The sequence below is a fragment of the Propionivibrio soli genome, assembly GCF_025770765.1.
Taxonomy (GTDB): domain Bacteria; phylum Pseudomonadota; class Gammaproteobacteria; order Burkholderiales; family Rhodocyclaceae; genus Propionivibrio; species Propionivibrio soli.
Window position 1 is genome coordinate 19,732 of the sequence record NZ_JANZKY010000012.1, and the last position, 17,271, is coordinate 37,002.

A 17,271-nucleotide genomic window follows, 5' to 3' on the forward strand; every position below is an offset into this window, starting at 1 on the left:
GATGAGTTGCCGCGCATCAGGGTTTTCTAATGACCGATTTCTTGCTTTACGCGGCAGTTGTTCTTCTCCTTGTCATCATCGGCTTGCAGATCGTGATCGCACGCCGCTCCGGGCAAAAGGACGTCTCGCTCGATCCGTACTTCCGCTCTCTTGAAACCGGAATCGAGCGTGTTGAACGCGAGTTGCGCGAAGAGTTGGCGCGCGGTCGGTTGGAATCTGCTAATACGGCGCGAGCCGATCGCGATGAACAGGCGCAGTCGCTTGATCGTCTGGCGAAGACGCTTTCGACACAAGTCGGCCAACTCGGTAGCCTGCAAGGACAACAACTCGAATCCTTTGCTCTGCAGCTCACCCGCTTGACGCAGAGCAACGAACAGCGTTTTGAGCAGCTTCGGCTTGCCGTTGAGACGCGCCTCGGCGCTATCCAGGCCGAGAATGCAGGCAAGCTCGAAGAAATGCGCAAGACGGTCGACGAAAAACTGCATGCAACGCTCGAACAAAGGCTCGGTGAGTCTTTCAAGCTGGTCAGCGAGCGGCTCGAACAGGTGCACAAAGGACTCGGCGAGATGCAGACGCTGGCGGCCGGCGTCGGAGACCTCAAGAAAGTGCTGACCAACGTGAAGACGCGCGGTACCTGGGGCGAGGTTCAGCTCGAATCGCTGCTCGAGCAACTGCTGACAGCCGAGCAATTCGACAAGAACGTCGCGACACGACCCGGTAGTAGCGAGCGTGTCGAGTTTGCGATCCGGCTGCCGGGGCGCGAGGCGGGTGACCATGCCAAGCGTCCCGTGTGGCTGCCGATCGACGCCAAATTTCCGATGGAAGACTATCAGCGTCTCGTCGAAGCGCAGGACCGTGCCGATTCCGGGGCGGTGGAGTTGGCGGCGAGGGCGCTCGAAGCACGGTTGCGCGATGAGGCACGGAAGATTCGTGACAAGTATGTGGAACCGCCGCATACCACGGATTTCGCCATCCTCTATCTGCCCACCGAGGGCTTGTATGCGGAAGCGCTGCGTCGCCCCGGTTTGGCTGACGGGCTGCAGCGTGATCTGCGCGTGAGTATCGCCGGTCCGACGACGCTCGCGGCGTTGCTCAACAGCCTGCAGATGGGCTTCCGCACGTTGGCGATCGAAAAACGCTCGTCCGAGGTGTGGGCGGTTCTTGGAGCGGTTAAGACAGAGTTCGGCCGCTTTGGCGAGGCGCTCGATTCAACGCGCAAGAAGCTTGAGCAGGCGACCAAGAGCATCGAGTCGGCGGGTGTGCGCACGCGACAGATCGAGCGCAAGCTCAAGGGCGTCGAGGCGTTGCCGCTGGGCGAAGCTCAGGCGCGCTTGGGAGCGCTGGAAGAACTTGAACCGGCAGACGATGAGGAGTGAGGCAAACGCTGCGAGCCCTCCGTGGAGATTGGTTGGAATGGCCGTTTCAATAGTGGTAGCGTCGACGTCCCCTAAAGTATGGTGCTAGATCACTCCGTGTCATTGCCGTCGTTCCGCCCCGTCATTTATATCATCGACGACGATGACATCGTCCTGTGGATGTTCGAGGAACTTCTCCAGGGCGCGGATGCCGACGTGCGCACTTTCTCGTCCGCACGGAAATTTCTCGATAGCTACGTGGCCGGTCCCTGCGAATGCCTCATCTGCGACGTGAAGATGCCCGAGATCGGCGGCCTCGAGGTTCAACAGGAACTGCTTCGCAAGGGCAGCCATCTCCCGATCATCCTCGTCTCAGGTTACGCAGAGGTTCCCTTGGCCGTTCAGGCGATCAAGGACGGAGCCTTCGACTTCCTTGAGAAACCTGTGGATGGCGTCGTGTTGCTCAGCAAGGTGCGCAGCGCACTCGAACGCAGCCGTCAGCTTCATGACGAACACATGGCGCGCGTAACGCGGGAAGCGCGCCTTGCGTTGCTTACGCCGAAAGAGCGGGAGGTTGCCGAGCGGGTCGTGGACGGGAAGTCGAGCCCGAAAATCGCACTGGAGCTGGATATCAGCGTGCGCACGGTGGAGAATCACCGTGCTCGCCTGATGGAAAAGCTACACGTCGAATCGGTCGCCGAGCTCGTCCGTCTATTTCTCTGAAGCTCGCTATGGCGATCGAGGTCAGTGCAGGCCGATCTCTACGTGACTTGCTTGGAGAATTCGAGTGAGGCCGTTATCCAAGGACTTCTGGCCGCGCATCGTTCTTGCCCTTCTGGCGATCGTGGTTCTTGTCGCCACCGGCACGGCGGTGCTTGAAGCGATCCTCAAGGAGTACCGGAGAAACATCTCCGATCACATCATCAGCAATCTTGAGACGATGTCGCGCGGCATCGTTCTCCTGCAACAGGATTCCGCCGCCCGCGCGCGCAAGATCGCCGACGAGCCTGCGCATAAGGAGTTGGTGGCCCGACTGATCGGGAACCCGGATGATCCGTCCGTACATAGCGCTTTCGAAGCATGGATCACGCCGCTCTACCAGAGCCGGGGCTTCGACGATTATTCGTTGATCACGCCCGACGGAAAGCGGGTGATGACGGCGGGGACGCGGGCCTACATCGGCCAGCTCCCGCTGCCATCCACGCGAGAGACCTTGCGTCGAGCCGAGTTGTTGCTTTCCGGTGCTGTAACACCGCCGATATCAGCCAGGCATCCGTTCTCCACCCTCATGGTTGAGAACCCGTCAGCCTATGCCTACCAACTGTCATGCGCACCGGTCGATCAGGACGGGCTGCGCATGGCGTTTCTTTGCTTGCACGAGAATCCGTCATTGCGTCTCTACCGGTTGCTACGGGACGGCCGTCCGGGGATTACCGGCGAAGCGTACGTGGTGGACCAGGAAGGCCGCATCCTGTCTCCGATTCGCTTCGAGAAAAGCCTTGTGGCCCCCGAGGGGGCCGAGCCTGGCTGGAGCCTTTTCCGGCTGCTGGCGCGGGTGACGCCAAATCGCGACGATGACGGGCGACCCGACCCCGATCTCGTCAGCACCGAGCCACTTACGCGAGTGGTGGAGAAGTTGCTTGAGTTCAGTTCCTTCGACACCGGCATGGTGGAAGATTATGCGGATTACCGGGGGCGGCGGGTCGTCGGTGCTGCCCGCTGGCTTCCCGACGCAGCATTCGGCCTCGTGGTCGAGGAAGACATGGATGAAGCCTTCCGTTCCTACTATTTTGCGCGGCATGCGCTACAGGCACTGATCGCGATTGGAACACTGCTCATTGTTGCGCTGACTGCCGCCGATTGGCGATCACGTCGTTCGCTGGCACGCAGCGAACAGCGCCTTGCCGCCTTTCGCGACTACATACCGGCCGGCGTGAACATGAAGGATGTTCACGGGCGTTACCTGATGGTCAACCCGGTATTCGAGTCGAGTTTCCATTTTTCCCCGGGATACGTGCTTGGTAAAACCGATGCGGAGGTGTTCCGTGCCGATGAGGCGCGTCTTCTAGAAGTCGAACACAAGGAAGTCTTGCGCACAGGGCGCCCGGTGTCGCGCAACCATACGCAACGTGAAGCGGATGGAACGGAGAAAACGTTCAGCACGGTGCACTTTCCTGTCAGGGGCGACAAAGACGGCCGCGTCGTGGCTGTGGGCATGGTGGCGCTGGATATCAGCACCTTGATTCGTACGCAGCGCGATTTGCAGGAACTCACTCAGACGCTGGAAAACAAGGTGGTACGGCGTACGGAAGAGTTGGCAGCGGCGCGTGACATGGCCGAATCGGCGAGCCGGGCCAAGGCGGAATTTCTTGCCAACATGAGTCACGAGATTCGGACTCCGCTCAACGCGATAATCGGCATGAGCGAACTGGCGGCGCATGTGAACAGCGATGCCCGCCTCGGGCGGTATCTAGGCCGCATTCGGTCCTCGAGCGAACACTTGCTGAGCATTGTTAACGACATCCTGGACCTCTCCCGTGTCGAAGCCGGCAAGCTGCGCATCGAAGCCGCCGAGTTTTCGCTCGCGGGCCTGATCGACCATGTCATCGCTCAGGTCGTGGAGCAAGCCGAAGCGAAAGGCCTGGCTTTGGTCGTCCAACCTCTGACGGACGTCCCCACCGCGGTGATCGGCGATGCCAAGCGGATCGGGCAAATCCTGATCAATTTTGCCAACAACGCGGTCAAGTTCACCGACCGGGGAAGCGTTACGTTGAGGGTGTTGGTTTGCCCCCTGGACACGGAAACAGTGCGTGTCCGTTTTGAAGTCGAAGATACTGGTATCGGCATCGCGGAAGACAAGTTGCCGCTGTTGTTTGCTCCTTTTCAGCAGCTCGACGGCTCGATGTCCCGGCAGTTTGAAGGGTCCGGCTTGGGTCTCGCGATCAGCCGAAACCTGGCTGAACTGATGAGCGGTGTCGTCGGAGTCTCGTCGCGGCCCGGGCAGGGCAGCGTATTTTCGCTTGAACTCCCGCTACGCCGGGGAGTGGCTAACACACCCGCATCAGGCGGTGTCTCGAGCGGATCTCGCGCGGATGCGGGCAATGTTTTGAGCGGCGGCGAATGCGTGGTCGGTCGATCGATCCTGCTCATCGAGGACAACAAGATCAACCAGGAGGTCGTGCAGGATCTGCTGGAAATCTTCGGAGCTCGGGTCACGGTGGCGGACGACGGTGAACAGGGCATTCGCCTGCTCGACGCGAAGGATTTTGATCTGGTATTGATGGATGTTCACATGCCCAACATGGACGGCTTCGAGGCGACCGCTGAGATTCGCAAGAACCCGCGGTTTGCGGCGTTGCCGATCGTGGCATTGACGGCCGATGCAATGGAAGGCGATCCCGAGCGTTGTCTCGCCGCGGGGATGAACGACTATATCGCCAAGCCGATTCAAGCGAATCGGATGTTCGCGACGCTCGCTCGCCATCTGCCGGAAAACACAGCGGGACAAAGGATCGGCGAAGCGACAGCCACCGATAACGAGAGCACCGAAACGGCCATTCTGCTTGCTCGCGTTGCGGATATCCCGGGGATTGAAGTGAAGCAGGCGTTATCTCGCATGATGGGGCGTCGGGGGCTTTACGCCCAACTCGTGCGCAGGGTAACGGGTGAGCGGATGGGAATGGCCGAGACGTTGCAGTCGGCTGTGATGCGGGGAGACCGAACGGCAGTGATCGAAACCCTGCACGGCGCCAAATCGATTCTCGGCATGCTCGGCGCCGATGATCTGCAGAAGCGTTGCGTCGTGTTGCACCAAAGCCTGAGTAACGGCAGCGCGGCGGAAGACGACGTTTCCTCTCTGGCCGACGACATCGCTGCGCTTCTACGTCGGCTCGGGGAAGCTGTTACTCCGTCCTGATTACCGCTCGCAATTCGTTTGGCCGCCTGAGTATTTTTACTCCCCCTGTTTTTTGCTCGCAGCAAGGCGATATGTCAATCTTCAGCGCCGCATTTTCATGCGCCGTCATCCAACTATTTCAGAGGAGGAGCAAATGAAGAGGATCCTGACCCCGATCGCACTTGCCGCTGCCATGATCATGGCCGTCGGCCCAGCGAACGCCGCCGACATCAAGGAACGCAACGTGAAGTTCCCGATCGTTAACGCGATCGACCACCCGCAAGGACTAGGCGCTCAAAAGCTCGTCGACGTCGTCGACAAGAAGAGCGGCGGCAAGATCAAGATCAAGATTTTCCCGAACGGGACGCTGGGCGGTGAGCAGCAGGTCGCAGCAGCAATGCAGGGCGGCACGGTTGAAGTATCAATGATGTCGCCGGCGCAACTCGTCGGTACGATCAAGGAGTTCGTCGTTCTCGACTTCCCGTTCTCGTTCGCCAATACGGCACAGGCCGACGCCGTGCTCGACGGGCCGTTCGGGAAGAAACTGATGGACTACATGCCCGAGAAGGGATGGGTCGGCCTCGGCTTCATGGAGCAAGGCTATCGCAGCATCAGCAATAGCAAGCGGCCGATCACGAAGCTTGAAGACATCAAGGGCTTGAAGATTCGCACGATCCTGAACCCGCTGTACGTGGACATGCTCAACACGCTGGGTGCCAATGCCGTGCCGATGCCGTTCCCGGAACTTTATTCGGCCATGGAAACGAAGACCGTCGACGGCCAGGAAAACCCCGAAACCACCGTCGATGCGAGCAAGTTCTACGAAGTCCAGAAGTACTTCAGCGCCACCCGTCACATTTACAATCCGCAGATGCTGATGGTCAGCAAGAAGTTCTGGGATTCGCTCTCGGCTGACGAGAAGAAGATCTTCGAAGAGGCCGCCGTGGAAGCCCGCGATGTGCAGCGTAAGGCCGCCCGTGCCATGACGGACAAGTCGCGCAAGGTGATGACAGACCATGGCATGCAGCTGAACGAAATCGCCCCGGCGGAACTCGCGCGCATGCGTGATGCAATCAAGCCTGTGACGGACAAGTACGCTGCCCAACTCGACCAGTCGTTGGTCAAGGCCTTCTATGCAGAGCTTGAGAAGACCAAAAACCTGAAGTAATCCGTCCATAGGAAAACGCCCGGGTGGTACCGGGCGTTCTTCACGCTTTTCGTTGCAGCGAACCCGAGTGATCGAATAGGGAGAAGCGGCCTAGCAAGGCCGCATCCAGCGTTCCGGTTCGCCTGGAGTACCGATGAAAACCCTCGACAAGTATCTGACGCAAGCCATGAACACAATCATCGTGGTCGCCCTCGCGATGATGGTCATCATGGTTTTCAGTAACGTTGTTCTGCGCTATGTCTTCAATTCCGGTATCACCGTATCCGAGGAATTGGCGCGATTCTGCTTTCTTTGGCTAGTCTTTGTTGGCTCTGTCGTTGCGATGCGCGAACGTGCGCACCTTGGGGTCGATTCACTCATCGCGCGGTTGCCGCGCGGCGGCAAGGTGGCATTCGTCCTGATCAGCAACGCGCTGATGCTCTGGGTGTGCTACCTCTTCTTCGTTGGCAGCTGGCGCCAGACAGTCGTCGGTTGGGGGACCCTCAAACCGGCAACCGGTATCCCGATGGCCTTCCATTATGGGACCGGCTTGGTGATGAGCGTCGGTATCGGAATCATTCTTGTAGGCAACACGTGGCGAGTTCTTTCCGGGAAAGCGACTGACGCCGAGTTGATCCAGGTTACCGAATCCGAAGAAGTGGAGACCAGCGAGGACGCGGAAACGGCGTTCAATCCAGAAACACGCGCGAATAACGATAAGCGCGCCGGAAACTGATCAGGGAGAACACCATGGTTGTAACCGTATTTTTGGCTTCGCTGCTCGGTGCGATGGCGCTGGGTATGCCGATCGCCTTCGCCCTGATGGTGTGCGGCGTAGCCTTGATGTTGCACATGAACATGTTCGATGCGCAGTTGATCGCGCAGAACACGATCGATGGGGCCGACAATTTTGTGCTGATGGCCGTGCCCTTCTTCATGCTTGCCGGTGAATTCATGAACGCCGGCGGCCTATCGCGCCGTATCGTTAACTTGGCTATGGCTTTGGTCGGACACATCCGGGGTGGGCTTGGCTACGTCGCCGTTTTTGCCGCGATCATCATGGCCAGCCTGTCCGGTTCGGCTGCGGCGGACACGGCAGCGATCGGCGTATTACTTATCCCGATGATGCGCGAAGCCGGTTACAGCGTACCGCGCGCGGCAGGTTTGATCGCCGCCGGCGGAATCATCGCGCCGGTCATCCCGCCGAGTATCGCTTTCGTTATGTTCGGCGTCATCGCGCAGGTCTCGATTACCAAACTGTTCCTGGCTGGGATCGTGCCGGGTGTCATGATGGGTGTGAGTATTCTGGTTGCATGGGCATGGGTTATTCGCAAGGACAATCTGAAGGCAAGTCCGCGCAAGAGTCTCGCCGAAGTGTGGCACGCTGCGGTCGACGGCATCTGGGCTTTGATCATGCCGATGATCATCATTGTCGGCTTGAAGATGGGTGTATTCACACCGACCGAGGCGGCTGTCGTTGCCGCTGTATACGCCTTGTTTGTCGGCATGGTGGTGTATAAGGAAATCAAGTTTTCCGATCTGTACGGGCTGCTGCTCAATGCCGGCAAGATCACTGCGGTGGTGATGTTGCTCGCCGGTGCGGCGATGGTGTCTTCATGGTTGATTACCGTTGCTGACCTGCCTGGTCAATTGGCGGCAATGCTCTCGCCATTCATGGGCAACCAGATACTGCTGCTGGTCGTGATCATGATCGTGATCGTCGTTGTCGGTACGGCAATGGACATGACGCCGACGATCTTGATCCTCACGCCTGTGTTGATGCCCATCGTCAAACAAGCCGGCATCGATCCCGTGTATTTTGGCGTTATCTTCATCATCAACAACGCCATCGGCCTGATTACCCCACCGGTTGGTACGACGTTGAACGTGATTTGCGGCGTCGCCAAGATCAAGATGGACGAAGTCGTCGTCGGTGTCATGCCCTTCATGATCGCTGAGTTGACGGTGCTGGCACTTCTAACGCTGTTCCCGTCGTTGGTCACAGTGCCGATGCGGTGGTTCTTCTGAAATAGGAGTGGAAAAGCAGCCTCGGCTTGATTTTCCGAGGCTGCCAAGCGGAGGTACGAGGTGAGAACGCCGACGCTAGAAGCCGCTTTTCATGCGACGACTTATTGTATCGATACGGGCAAGGAGATTTTCTCGCTCCGGATCGGGCAGTCTCACCCCGCCTTCGCCTCGTGGCTGGCACGACGAGGCCGCAGCACTTGGGGGATCGTGACGGCTTGCAACCCTGGGAGACAACTCCTCCCCTGTCTCAATGAGGCGCGCAATCTATTGCTGCGAGAAGCGCTTTTAGAGCGCGGTTGGTGCCAAATGCCTACGCACCACGTGGCGGATTCCGGCAACTGGCCCGACGAAGCCGGGTTCTGCGTTTTCGATGTTGAATCCTCGGCGCTGCAGACGCTGGCCCGGGAATATGGACAAGCGGCCATCGTGTATGGCGGTGTCGACGGTGCCGGACGCCTTGTCTGGCTGGAAAGAGAAAACGAAAAACCCACACGCGAGAAGTGAACGCCCGCCTGCTAGAATGGGCTAAAAGACACTTTGAACGGGGACGGGATGGCGAGTCAGATCGGTCGCTTCGAGATTATCCGCGAGTTGGGCCGGGGTGCCCAAAGCGTGGTTTATCTGGCCCGCGATCCTCAACTGCAGCGCGAAGTGGCGATCAAGACCGTCCACTTTTCGCGCCCCGATCCGAAGAAGAACCAACAACTTCTTGCCGAGGCGCGTACCGTCAGCCAGCTGCGCCACCCGAACATCGTCCCGATCTACGAAGCGGGTGAGGAGCAGGGCGACCTGTATCTTGTTTTCGAGTATGTTCCCGGCCAGAACCTTGGCGATTTTCTGCGCGCGAACGGGCGACTTACCCCGGTCAAGGCGATTTCCATTTTGCGGCCGGTACTTGATGCCATGGCGCATGCTCATGCGGCGGGGATCATCCACCGGGACTTGAAGCCGAACAACATCCTGATCGACAAGGACGGTACGCCTCGCGTGATGGATTTCGGCATCGCGACCCGTGTTGATGCGCAGGTTGAGGATCCTCAGGCGTTCATGGGAACGCCGTGCTATATGTCTCCCGAGTACATCGAGCGCCGCGAGAGCAATGCTTGTACCGATGTCTTCGCCGCTGGGCTCGTCTTCTACGAGATGCTCACCGGCAAGCAAGCGATCCATGGCAACTCGGTTTATGAGGTGATGAACCGGGTCGCCAACGAAGACGTCAAGCTGCCGGCCGGTATCGGAGCAGAGATCGACGACTTGCTTGCCAGCATCCTGTACAAAGCGGTGGCGCGTGACCCGGCACAGCGCTATGCCTCCGTGGTGCAGATGCGAGAAGCGCTCGATGCCTATCTGAAGCCTGAGGAGCCAGGGGTTTCAGAGGACGCCAAGCAGAGCACTATCGATTTCCTTCTGCGCAGGATGCGGCACAAGAGCGACTTTCCGGCGCTTTCGGAGTCAGTCAGCACAATCAACAAGATCACGGATTCAGACAAGGAGAGCATTTCGAATCTTTCAAATTCGATCCTGCGCGACTTCTCGCTGACCAACAAGATTCTCCGCCTCGTCAATTCCGCCTATTTCAGACAGGCGGGGGGCGGCAACATCAGTACGATTTCCCGCGCCGTGCTGGTTCTCGGTTTCGATGCCGTGCGCAATATCGCGATCACCGTGATGCTTTTCGAGCATCTGCGCAATAAGGCGAACGCTGAACATCTGAAGGAAGAGTTCGTGCGCGCCAACCTTTCGGGAATCCTGGCGCGCAGCATTGGAGAGAAAGCGTCGGTACGCGACATCGAACAGGTTTTTATTTGCTCGATGTTCCACAACCTAGGGCGGTTGTTGAGTCAATTCTATTTCCCCGACGAGAGCGAGGAGATTCGCCGCACGATGGAGCAGGAGTCGTGCAGCGAAGATGTTGCGACGCTTCGCGTGCTCGGTATCACGTTCGAGGATCTTGGGATCGGTATTGCGCGCACCTGGGGCTTTCCCAATCTGATCGTTAACAGCATGCGCCGGCTTCCGGCCGGAAACGTAAGGAAGGCAAATACGTCTGAAGAGCGGATGCGCATGCTTTCCGATTTTTCGAATGAGCTCTGCTCGATGATTTCGGATTTGGAGCCGGAACAGCGGCAGAAAGGGCTGCGGCAACTGACGGCTCGCTTCGGCGAGAACATTCCGCTCAGTGAACAGGCGTTACGCGAGACGATGGAAAAGTCGTTCAGTGAAGTCGCGCAGTTTGCCGGCATCATTGGGATCAACCTGAAGCAGTCTGCCTTCGGCAAGCAGATGAAGGCGTGGAACACCAAGCCCGGGGCAACGACATTGACGGAACCCGTCGCTTCTGTTCCTGGTGTGAGCGCCGAGACGGTGCTGTCCGACGTGGTACCCGCGGGAGCGCCAGGCAGTCCCGCTCCTGCAGAAGCAAGCGACAGCGAACCAGGTGCCGCCGCGGAAACCGGAAACCCGGAAGTGATCCTGATGGCCGGTATTCAGGACATCAGCAACACCCTCGTCGAGGGATTCAAGCTCAACGATGTGCTGCGCATCATTCTCGAAACCATGTATCGCGCCAAGGGATTCAATCGTGTGGTGCTTTGCGTGCGCGATCCGCGCAGCAAGATGATGATTGGCCGTTTCGGCTTCGGTCCGGATGCGCAGGATATCGCCAAGCGCTTCAATTTCGGGCTGGACTTCACGCCCGACATTTTCCACGCGGCGTTGTCGAAAGGCGTCGATATCCTGATCAGCGACACACGCGATACCAAGATATCTTCGCGTATTCCCGAGTGGTATCGGCGCGGAATCAACGCGGGAACCTTCGTTATCTTCCCGCTCTGTATCAAAGGCAACCCCGTGGCCATGATCTACGCCGACCGCGAGTTTGCCGGCGAGATTGTGATCCCGGAAAAGGAACTATCGTTGCTGCGCACCCTGCGAAATCAGGCGGTGCTGGCGATCAAGCAGTCCACCTGAGTGGGCGCCGTGTACTGACAAAAAAAGTGGTGGTCGATCGAACCGGCCACCACGTTCAGACACCGTTTTTGCGCCCGCCACCAAGTGTCGGGCACATCTATCACGACCCGCGATTTACCACAATCGCCACCACGCTTCCTTGGCCTGCTCCAGACCGCGCGTGTAATAGACACTATTGGGGAAATTCTTGCGCATGACACGCTCGGCGTCGTCGCGCAGATCGTTCATTCCCATCAGATCGTATGCTTTGACCATAATGAAGAGCGCCTCTTCGATCGCCGGTGCTTCCGGGTAGTTCTGAATCGCGAACTGAGCGCGATTGGTGGCTGCCACGTAGGCGCCACGCTTCATGTAGTAGCGCGCGACGTGTACTTCGAGCAGCGCCAGCGAATTGACGAGGTATTTCATGCGCAGGACGGCGTCCGGCGTGTACTTGCTTTCCGGGAACTTCGTCACCAGTTCGCGAAAGGCCTCGAACGATTCGCGGGCGCCTTTCGGGTCGCGTTCGGTCATGTCCTGATGGCTGACGTGGCCGAGCAAGCCCAGGTCTTCATTGAAGTTGATCAGGCCGCGCAGGTAGTACATGTAGTCCACGTTCGGATGGTTCGGATGCAGCTTGATGAAGCGTTCACAAGCCGCCAGCGCCGACGCGGTTTCCTTGTCCTTATAGTAGGCGTAGGCAATGTCCATCTGGGCCTGCTGCGCGAAGCGGCCGTAGGGGTAGCGGGACTCGAGCTTCTCGAAATACTTCACCGATTTGTCGTACGCTCCTTCATCGAGCGCCTGTTTGGCCTCGGAATACAGCCGATTAGCCGACCAGCCGACCGTTTCGTCCTTCACTTCGGGCAGTAATCCGCAACCGCCGAGGAGCGTGGAGACTAAAAGCGCTGCGATAACCGCTAAACTACGCATGATGAGAGTTCCGCAAAAGAAAACCGAGGGCCTTGCGCCACAGGCTTCCGACCTGAGCCACGAAAAGCGCGACGATTATAGCGCAAACGAAAGGCTGACCCTGACCGTGCCGGCGGCGTGCGCCGGGTTACGCCTCGACCAGGCGCTTGCCCAATTACGGCCGCAGCATTCGCGTAGCCGGCTACAGAATTGGATACGTGAAGGGCGAGTCAGCGTCGGTGGCGTGGCAGTCTGCGAGCCGAAACACAAGCTGTGGGGCGGCGAGACGATCGATTTGATCGAGGGACCCGACGAGCATGCCGAGTCCTCGGCACCCGAAGATATTGCGCTCGACATCGTGTTCGAGGACGAAGCGCTTATCGTGATCGACAAGCCCGCCGGCCTCGTCGTTCATCCGGGCAACGGCAACCGCCACGGCACCTTGCTCAACGCCTTGCTCTTCCATGCACCGGCGCTCAAGAACATTCCGCGCGCCGGCATCGTTCATCGGCTCGATAAGGACACCACAGGACTGATGGTGGTGGCAAAGACGCTTGAGGCTCAGACCAATCTCGTGCGCCAACTCCAGGCGAGGACCGTGAAACGTTACTATCAGGCCTTGGTGCGCGGGAACCTTGAACGGGGAGGAAGCGTCGATGCACCCATCGGTCGGCACCCGACGCAGCGTACCCGCATGGCCGTTGTGCGCACGGGGAAACCGGCGCGAACCCATTACCGGATCGTCGAACGTTTCCTGGATTGCACCCTCGTCGAATGCGCGTTGGAAACCGGAAGAACGCACCAGATCCGTGTGCACATGGCGCACATTGGACACCCCCTGGTCGGCGACCCGGTCTACGGAGGGGGCGCGAGTCGTGTGCCGCGCGGTCCCGAGTTCCATCGCCAGGCTTTGCATGCCCGAAAGTTGGGGCTGATTCATCCGATAACCGCAAAATCGATGCAGTGGCGTTCGGAGTTGCCCGACGATATGAGCGAATTGATCGAGGTGGCGCGTTCACTCGCCTTTGAGGCTCGCTTAGCCGCCGAAGCGGCTGCCGAGGAATGGGAGGACGAGTTCGAGGACGGCCCAGAAATCATTTACGCCTACGGAGACGAAGGCGCGCAGGCTGACGATACCGACGACATTGACGACGAAGACGATGTCGAATAGCCACTGGATCGAGCCCGATTGGCCGGCACCTGAACGCGTCCGTGCTCTGATTACTACTCGCCAGGGTGGCGTGAGCGAGGGACCGTACGCCAGCCTCAATCTCGGCCTGCATGTTGGTGACGATCCGCTTGCCGTTGCCGAGAATCGTAGGAGAGTGTTGGCAGCGCCTGGCGTTCCGGCCATATGGCTCAACCAGGTTCACGGTATTCGAGTGGTCGATGCCGCCGCTCTCGACAAAACAGCTCCGGCCCCGGACGCCGATGCGGCTTTCTCGCGTCAGCCCGGTTCGGCCTGCGCCGTGATGACGGCCGATTGCCTGCCAGTTCTGTTTTGTAGCGCCGACGGCCATGTCGTCGCGGCGGCGCATGCCGGTTGGCGGGGGCTGTTGGCCGGGGTGCTGGAGGCGACGGTGGTGGCGATGGCGACAGGCGGAAAGGAAATCCTTGCTTATCTTGGGCCGGCCATTGGTCCCAGGGCATTTGAGGTGGGCGACGAGGTGCGCGCTGCATTCATCGCCCGAGATCCGTCTGCTTCAACCGCTTTCACACCGGGAGTTCCCGGAAAATGGTTTGCCGACATCTACCTCTTGGCCCGCCAGCGTTTGGCACAGGTCGGCGTGGTCCGCGCCTACGGCGGGGACTATTGCACCGTCACGGAAGCCGAGCGCTTCTTTTCCTATCGGCGGGATGGGCAGACGGGGCGCATGGCTTCAATGATCTGGTTAGCGCCAACGTGACGGCGCTATCGGGTACAACGGCCACTTCCTACAGTACTCTGCCAAACCACCAAAGCGAGAGGAATACGGCGATCGTTGCCAGTAGCGCGCCGGCTGCCGCAAAGAGCGCGCTCACTTCGGTCTGTTTCTTCTCGAAAGCGATGCGCGCGTTGAGCGATTGGTAGATTTTCTTTAAATCGACCGCATTGCCCGCGTAGAAGTACTCGCCACGCGTCATTTCTGCGACACGTTTCAGGCTTTCCTCGTCCAGCCGGACGCGCATCGACCAGCCTTCGAACCCGATCGTTTCACCTTCCTTGGTACCCACGCCCACCGTATAGACCCGTACGCCCCGATCCGCCGCCATGCGCGCGGCATCGACGGCATCCGGGCCGGTCGTTCGCTGACCGTCGCTGAGCAGAATGATGGCCGCCGAGGCATTCGAGCCTGGAGCGACGGGCTTGAATGGCTCCTTCGGTTTACCGGGTTCGCCAATCGGGCCGCTACGGCTCTCGTCCTGCTTCGAGCGCCCGTAGATGAACTGGCCGACATCGATCCCGGCGTCCGGAAACAGCGTCGCCAGGGCGACGATCAGGCCGCTTCCCGTGGCGGTACCCCGCTGTAGCTGAAAGCGATCGATGGCCGCCACGAGATCTTCGCGGGAAAGCGTCGGTGCCTGTACCACGGACGCCGTGGCCGCGAACGCGACGACCCCGACCTTGGTTCGCGATGGAAGCTCGGCGACGAAAGACTTTGCCGCGGCTTGCGCCGCCTGCAAGCGATTAGGTTGCACGTCGGCGGCGCGCATGCTGCCGGAGACGTCCATGGCGAGAATGATCGTTTCCTGCTGCGTGGGCAGCGTCACCGTCGCGATTGGGCGCGCTGCCGCGAGCAGCACGGCGGCCAACGCGAGCAGCATCAACACTGGCGGAACGTGTCTTCGGATATGGCTGCCGGCGCCGATGGCCGCCCGCACAAGATCAAGATTCGCGTAACGGACGGCCGCCCGTTTGCGGCGCCGCAGAATGAAGATGTAGAGGACTACAAGCAATGGCAGGGCGAGCAGAAACCACAACATCAACGGCCATTCGAACGTCATCATCGCCGCACCTCGGTTGCTTGGCCGGCGCTGGCCGGCTGGGGATTTGCGATCGGCTGGATATGGGCGGGCAGTCCGCCACCGGACGAGGCACGGCTGCGTAGCTCGCGCAGGTCGGCAAATCGGAGCAGGGCGTCGAGGAGATCGCCTTCGGTGGACAGTTCGAGTGCATCGACGTTAGCATCGGCAAAGCGATTCCTCAGTATCACCTCGCGTTCCTCGGCGAGCTCAGCAAAACGCCTCCGGAACCGGCGATCATGGGTGTCGACGGTCAGCTGTTGTCCACTCTCGGCATCTTCGAAGAGTAGCATTCCGAGATCCGGAAGATCGTGTTCAAGCGGGTCGGAGAGCCGTACGGCAATTACCTCATGCCGCCTTGCGAGTTGACCGAGCGGCTTTTCCCAACCCGGCGTGCTGATGAAATCGGAGATCACGAAGACCAGCGAGCGACGCGGTACGATACGGTCGGCGTGCACAAGCAGCGTTCCGAGTTGGGTCGGCGATGGCGTGACCACCGGTCGCGTGGTTAACGTGTGCAGGATGCGCAGCACCTGCTGACGCCCGCTACGCGCGGGAATTACCGTGTCAACGCTGTTGCCATAGCATAAGGCGCCGACCCGGTTCCCGTGTCGCGTCAACAAGCGTGCGAGTACGCCCACGAATTCAGCCGACACGGCCTGCTTCTTGACCCGCGCACCGAAGTCGACAGATGCGGAAAGGTCGAGGAGAAACCAGGCAGTGAGGTCGCGATCCTCGTTGAATTCCCTGACGTACGGCATTTGCATGCGAGCGGTGACATTCCAGTCGATGTGGCGCACGTCGTCGTGGTACTGATACTCGCGCAGATCGGCGAGGTCCAGACCAGGGCCGCGGAAAAAGCTCCGGTAGTCGCCATGCAACAGCCCATCAAGACGGCGGATTACCGTCCACTCGAGCCTCAAGAGCAGTTGCTCGGCGTCAGGCCGGGACGCTGGCTCGTTCGGCGGTTGCATGAGGGGCAAGCGCCTTCGCGGGCGCGGGGATGTGCTGCATCAAGCGGGCGATCGCGGCGTCGGCCGTAACTCCGTCGGCGAGTGCCTGATAGGAGAGCACCAGCCGGTGACGAAGTACGTCGGGAACGATGGCGGTCATGTCTTCGGGTAGAACATAGTCTCGGCCGCGCAGGAAGGCGAGCGCGCGCGCGCCCTCAACGAGACAAATGGTCGCCCGCGGGCTGGCGCCGAAAGTAAACCACGGTTCGAGTTCGGGGAGGCCGTAACGCGCGGGTTCGCGTGTGGCGCAAACCAGGCGCACGGCGTATTGCACGAGAGCCGGTTCGACAAAGCTGCGCCGGCATTCGGCTTGTAGCGCCGCCAGTTGTTCGGTCGTGGCGATGGCCGAGATGACCGGAGCCTCGCCAGTTACCCGCTGGGCGATTACGAATTCCTCTTCCGGTGTTGGATAGCCGACGAGGACTTTCATCATGAAGCGGTCGACCTGAGCTTCGGGCAGTGGGTAGGTCCCCTCCGTCTCGATCGGGTTCTGCGTCGCCATGACCAGGAAGGGGGCTGGCAGGACATGAGTTTCGCCGGCGATCGTCACCTGTCTTTCTTGCATCACCTCGAGTAGCGCACTCTGCACTTTGGCCGGAGCGCGGTTGATCTCGTCGGCCAAAAGCAGGTGCGTAAAGACCGGCCCGAGCGTCGTCGAGAACTCGCCGGTCTTCTGGTTGTAGATGCGGTTACCGACCAGGTCTGCCGGTACGAGGTCGGGGGTGAACTGAATGCGCCTGAATCCGCCGTTGATCGTCTGAGCCAGCGTCTTCACCGTCAGCGTCTTGGCGAGACCGGGAACGCCCTCGACGAGCAGGTGACCTTGCGCCAGGATCGCTACCATGACCCGCTCCAGGAAAGCGTCTTGGCCGACGATCAGCTTTTTGACCTCGTACAACACCTGTTCCATCAAAGTGGCGACGTCGCCACGAGTCGTCAGCTCTTTCGTTTCCATGTCTCTTCCTGGAG

At 59.7% G+C, this 17,271-nt stretch carries 14 protein-coding genes; 10 read left to right on the plus strand and 4 right to left on the minus strand.

What is annotated here, in order from left to right:
• Positions 1 to 29: 29 nt before the first annotated feature.
• The 8 genes from NZ453_RS14570 (at position 30) to NZ453_RS14605 (ending at position 11,395) form a co-directional block, all read left to right on the plus strand.
• Positions 30 to 1,376: a DNA recombination protein RmuC gene (locus NZ453_RS14570; RefSeq protein ID WP_263771411.1), complete on the plus strand. Its 1,347-nt coding sequence runs from the start codon at positions 30 to 32 to the stop codon at positions 1,374 to 1,376.
• 96 nt (positions 1,377 to 1,472) lie between these two features.
• A complete protein-coding gene (locus NZ453_RS14575) occupies positions 1,473 to 2,078 on the plus strand; it encodes a response regulator transcription factor (RefSeq protein WP_263771412.1) in 606 nt (201 codons plus the stop codon).
• Positions 2,079 to 2,142: 64 nt separating this feature from the next.
• On the plus strand, positions 2,143 to 5,271 hold the full coding sequence (locus tag NZ453_RS14580) for a PAS domain-containing hybrid sensor histidine kinase/response regulator (RefSeq protein ID WP_263771413.1): 3,129 nt from the start codon (positions 2,143 to 2,145) through the stop codon (positions 5,269 to 5,271).
• Positions 5,272 to 5,404: 133 nt separating this feature from the next.
• A complete protein-coding gene (locus NZ453_RS14585; RefSeq protein WP_263771414.1) occupies positions 5,405 to 6,418 on the plus strand; it encodes a TRAP transporter substrate-binding protein in 1,014 nt (337 codons plus the stop codon).
• 133 nt (positions 6,419 to 6,551) lie between these two features.
• Positions 6,552 to 7,133, plus strand: coding sequence for a TRAP transporter small permease (locus NZ453_RS14590; RefSeq protein WP_263771415.1), 582 nt, complete (start codon positions 6,552 to 6,554; stop codon positions 7,131 to 7,133).
• Positions 7,134 to 7,147: 14 nt separating this feature from the next.
• Positions 7,148 to 8,425, plus strand: a complete 1,278-nt coding sequence (locus NZ453_RS14595) for a TRAP transporter large permease subunit (protein WP_263771416.1) — start codon at positions 7,148 to 7,150, stop codon at positions 8,423 to 8,425.
• Positions 8,426 to 8,632: 207 nt separating this feature from the next.
• Complete coding sequence (locus NZ453_RS14600) at positions 8,633 to 8,929, plus strand: DUF3293 domain-containing protein (RefSeq protein WP_263771559.1); 297 nt, start codon at positions 8,633 to 8,635, stop codon at positions 8,927 to 8,929.
• Between the two features lie 48 nt (positions 8,930 to 8,977).
• Entirely contained in the window at positions 8,978 to 11,395 is a 2,418-nt protein-coding gene (locus NZ453_RS14605) for a serine/threonine protein kinase (protein WP_263771417.1), read from the plus strand.
• 114 nt (positions 11,396 to 11,509) lie between these two features.
• Here the strand turns inward: NZ453_RS14605 and NZ453_RS14610 are convergent, their stop codons facing one another.
• Entirely contained in the window at positions 11,510 to 12,307 is a 798-nt protein-coding gene (locus tag NZ453_RS14610; RefSeq protein ID WP_263771418.1) for an outer membrane protein assembly factor BamD, read from the minus strand.
• Position 12,308: 1 nt separating this feature from the next.
• Between NZ453_RS14610 and rluD the strand changes: the two genes are divergently transcribed.
• Both rluD and pgeF read left to right on the plus strand, forming a co-directional pair.
• Complete coding sequence (gene rluD / locus NZ453_RS14615) at positions 12,309 to 13,457, plus strand: 23S rRNA pseudouridine(1911/1915/1917) synthase RluD (RefSeq protein ID WP_420851671.1); 1,149 nt, start codon at positions 12,309 to 12,311, stop codon at positions 13,455 to 13,457.
• Positions 13,447 to 14,193: a peptidoglycan editing factor PgeF gene (pgeF, locus tag NZ453_RS14620; protein WP_263771421.1), complete on the plus strand. Its 747-nt coding sequence runs from the start codon at positions 13,447 to 13,449 to the stop codon at positions 14,191 to 14,193. Before rluD ends, pgeF begins: the two co-directional genes overlap by 11 nt.
• Positions 14,194 to 14,221: 28 nt before the next feature.
• On the opposite strand, the gene NZ453_RS14625 is transcribed toward pgeF, so the two are convergent.
• The 3 genes from NZ453_RS14625 to NZ453_RS14635 are packed head-to-tail and all read right to left on the minus strand — an operon-like array spanning position 14,222 to position 17,257.
• Positions 14,222 to 15,274: a VWA domain-containing protein gene (locus NZ453_RS14625; protein ID WP_263771422.1), complete on the minus strand. Its 1,053-nt coding sequence runs from the start codon at positions 15,272 to 15,274 to the stop codon at positions 14,222 to 14,224.
• Positions 15,271 to 16,263, minus strand: a complete 993-nt coding sequence (locus NZ453_RS14630; protein WP_263771423.1) for a DUF58 domain-containing protein — start codon at positions 16,261 to 16,263, stop codon at positions 15,271 to 15,273. The genes NZ453_RS14625 and NZ453_RS14630 overlap by 4 nt, the downstream gene beginning before the upstream one ends.
• Positions 16,229 to 17,257 (minus strand): AAA family ATPase, encoded by a 1,029-nt coding sequence (locus NZ453_RS14635; protein ID WP_263771424.1) that lies wholly within the window; start codon positions 17,255 to 17,257, stop codon positions 16,229 to 16,231. Before NZ453_RS14635 ends, NZ453_RS14630 begins: the two co-directional genes overlap by 35 nt.
• Positions 17,258 to 17,271: the final 14 nt, after the last annotated feature.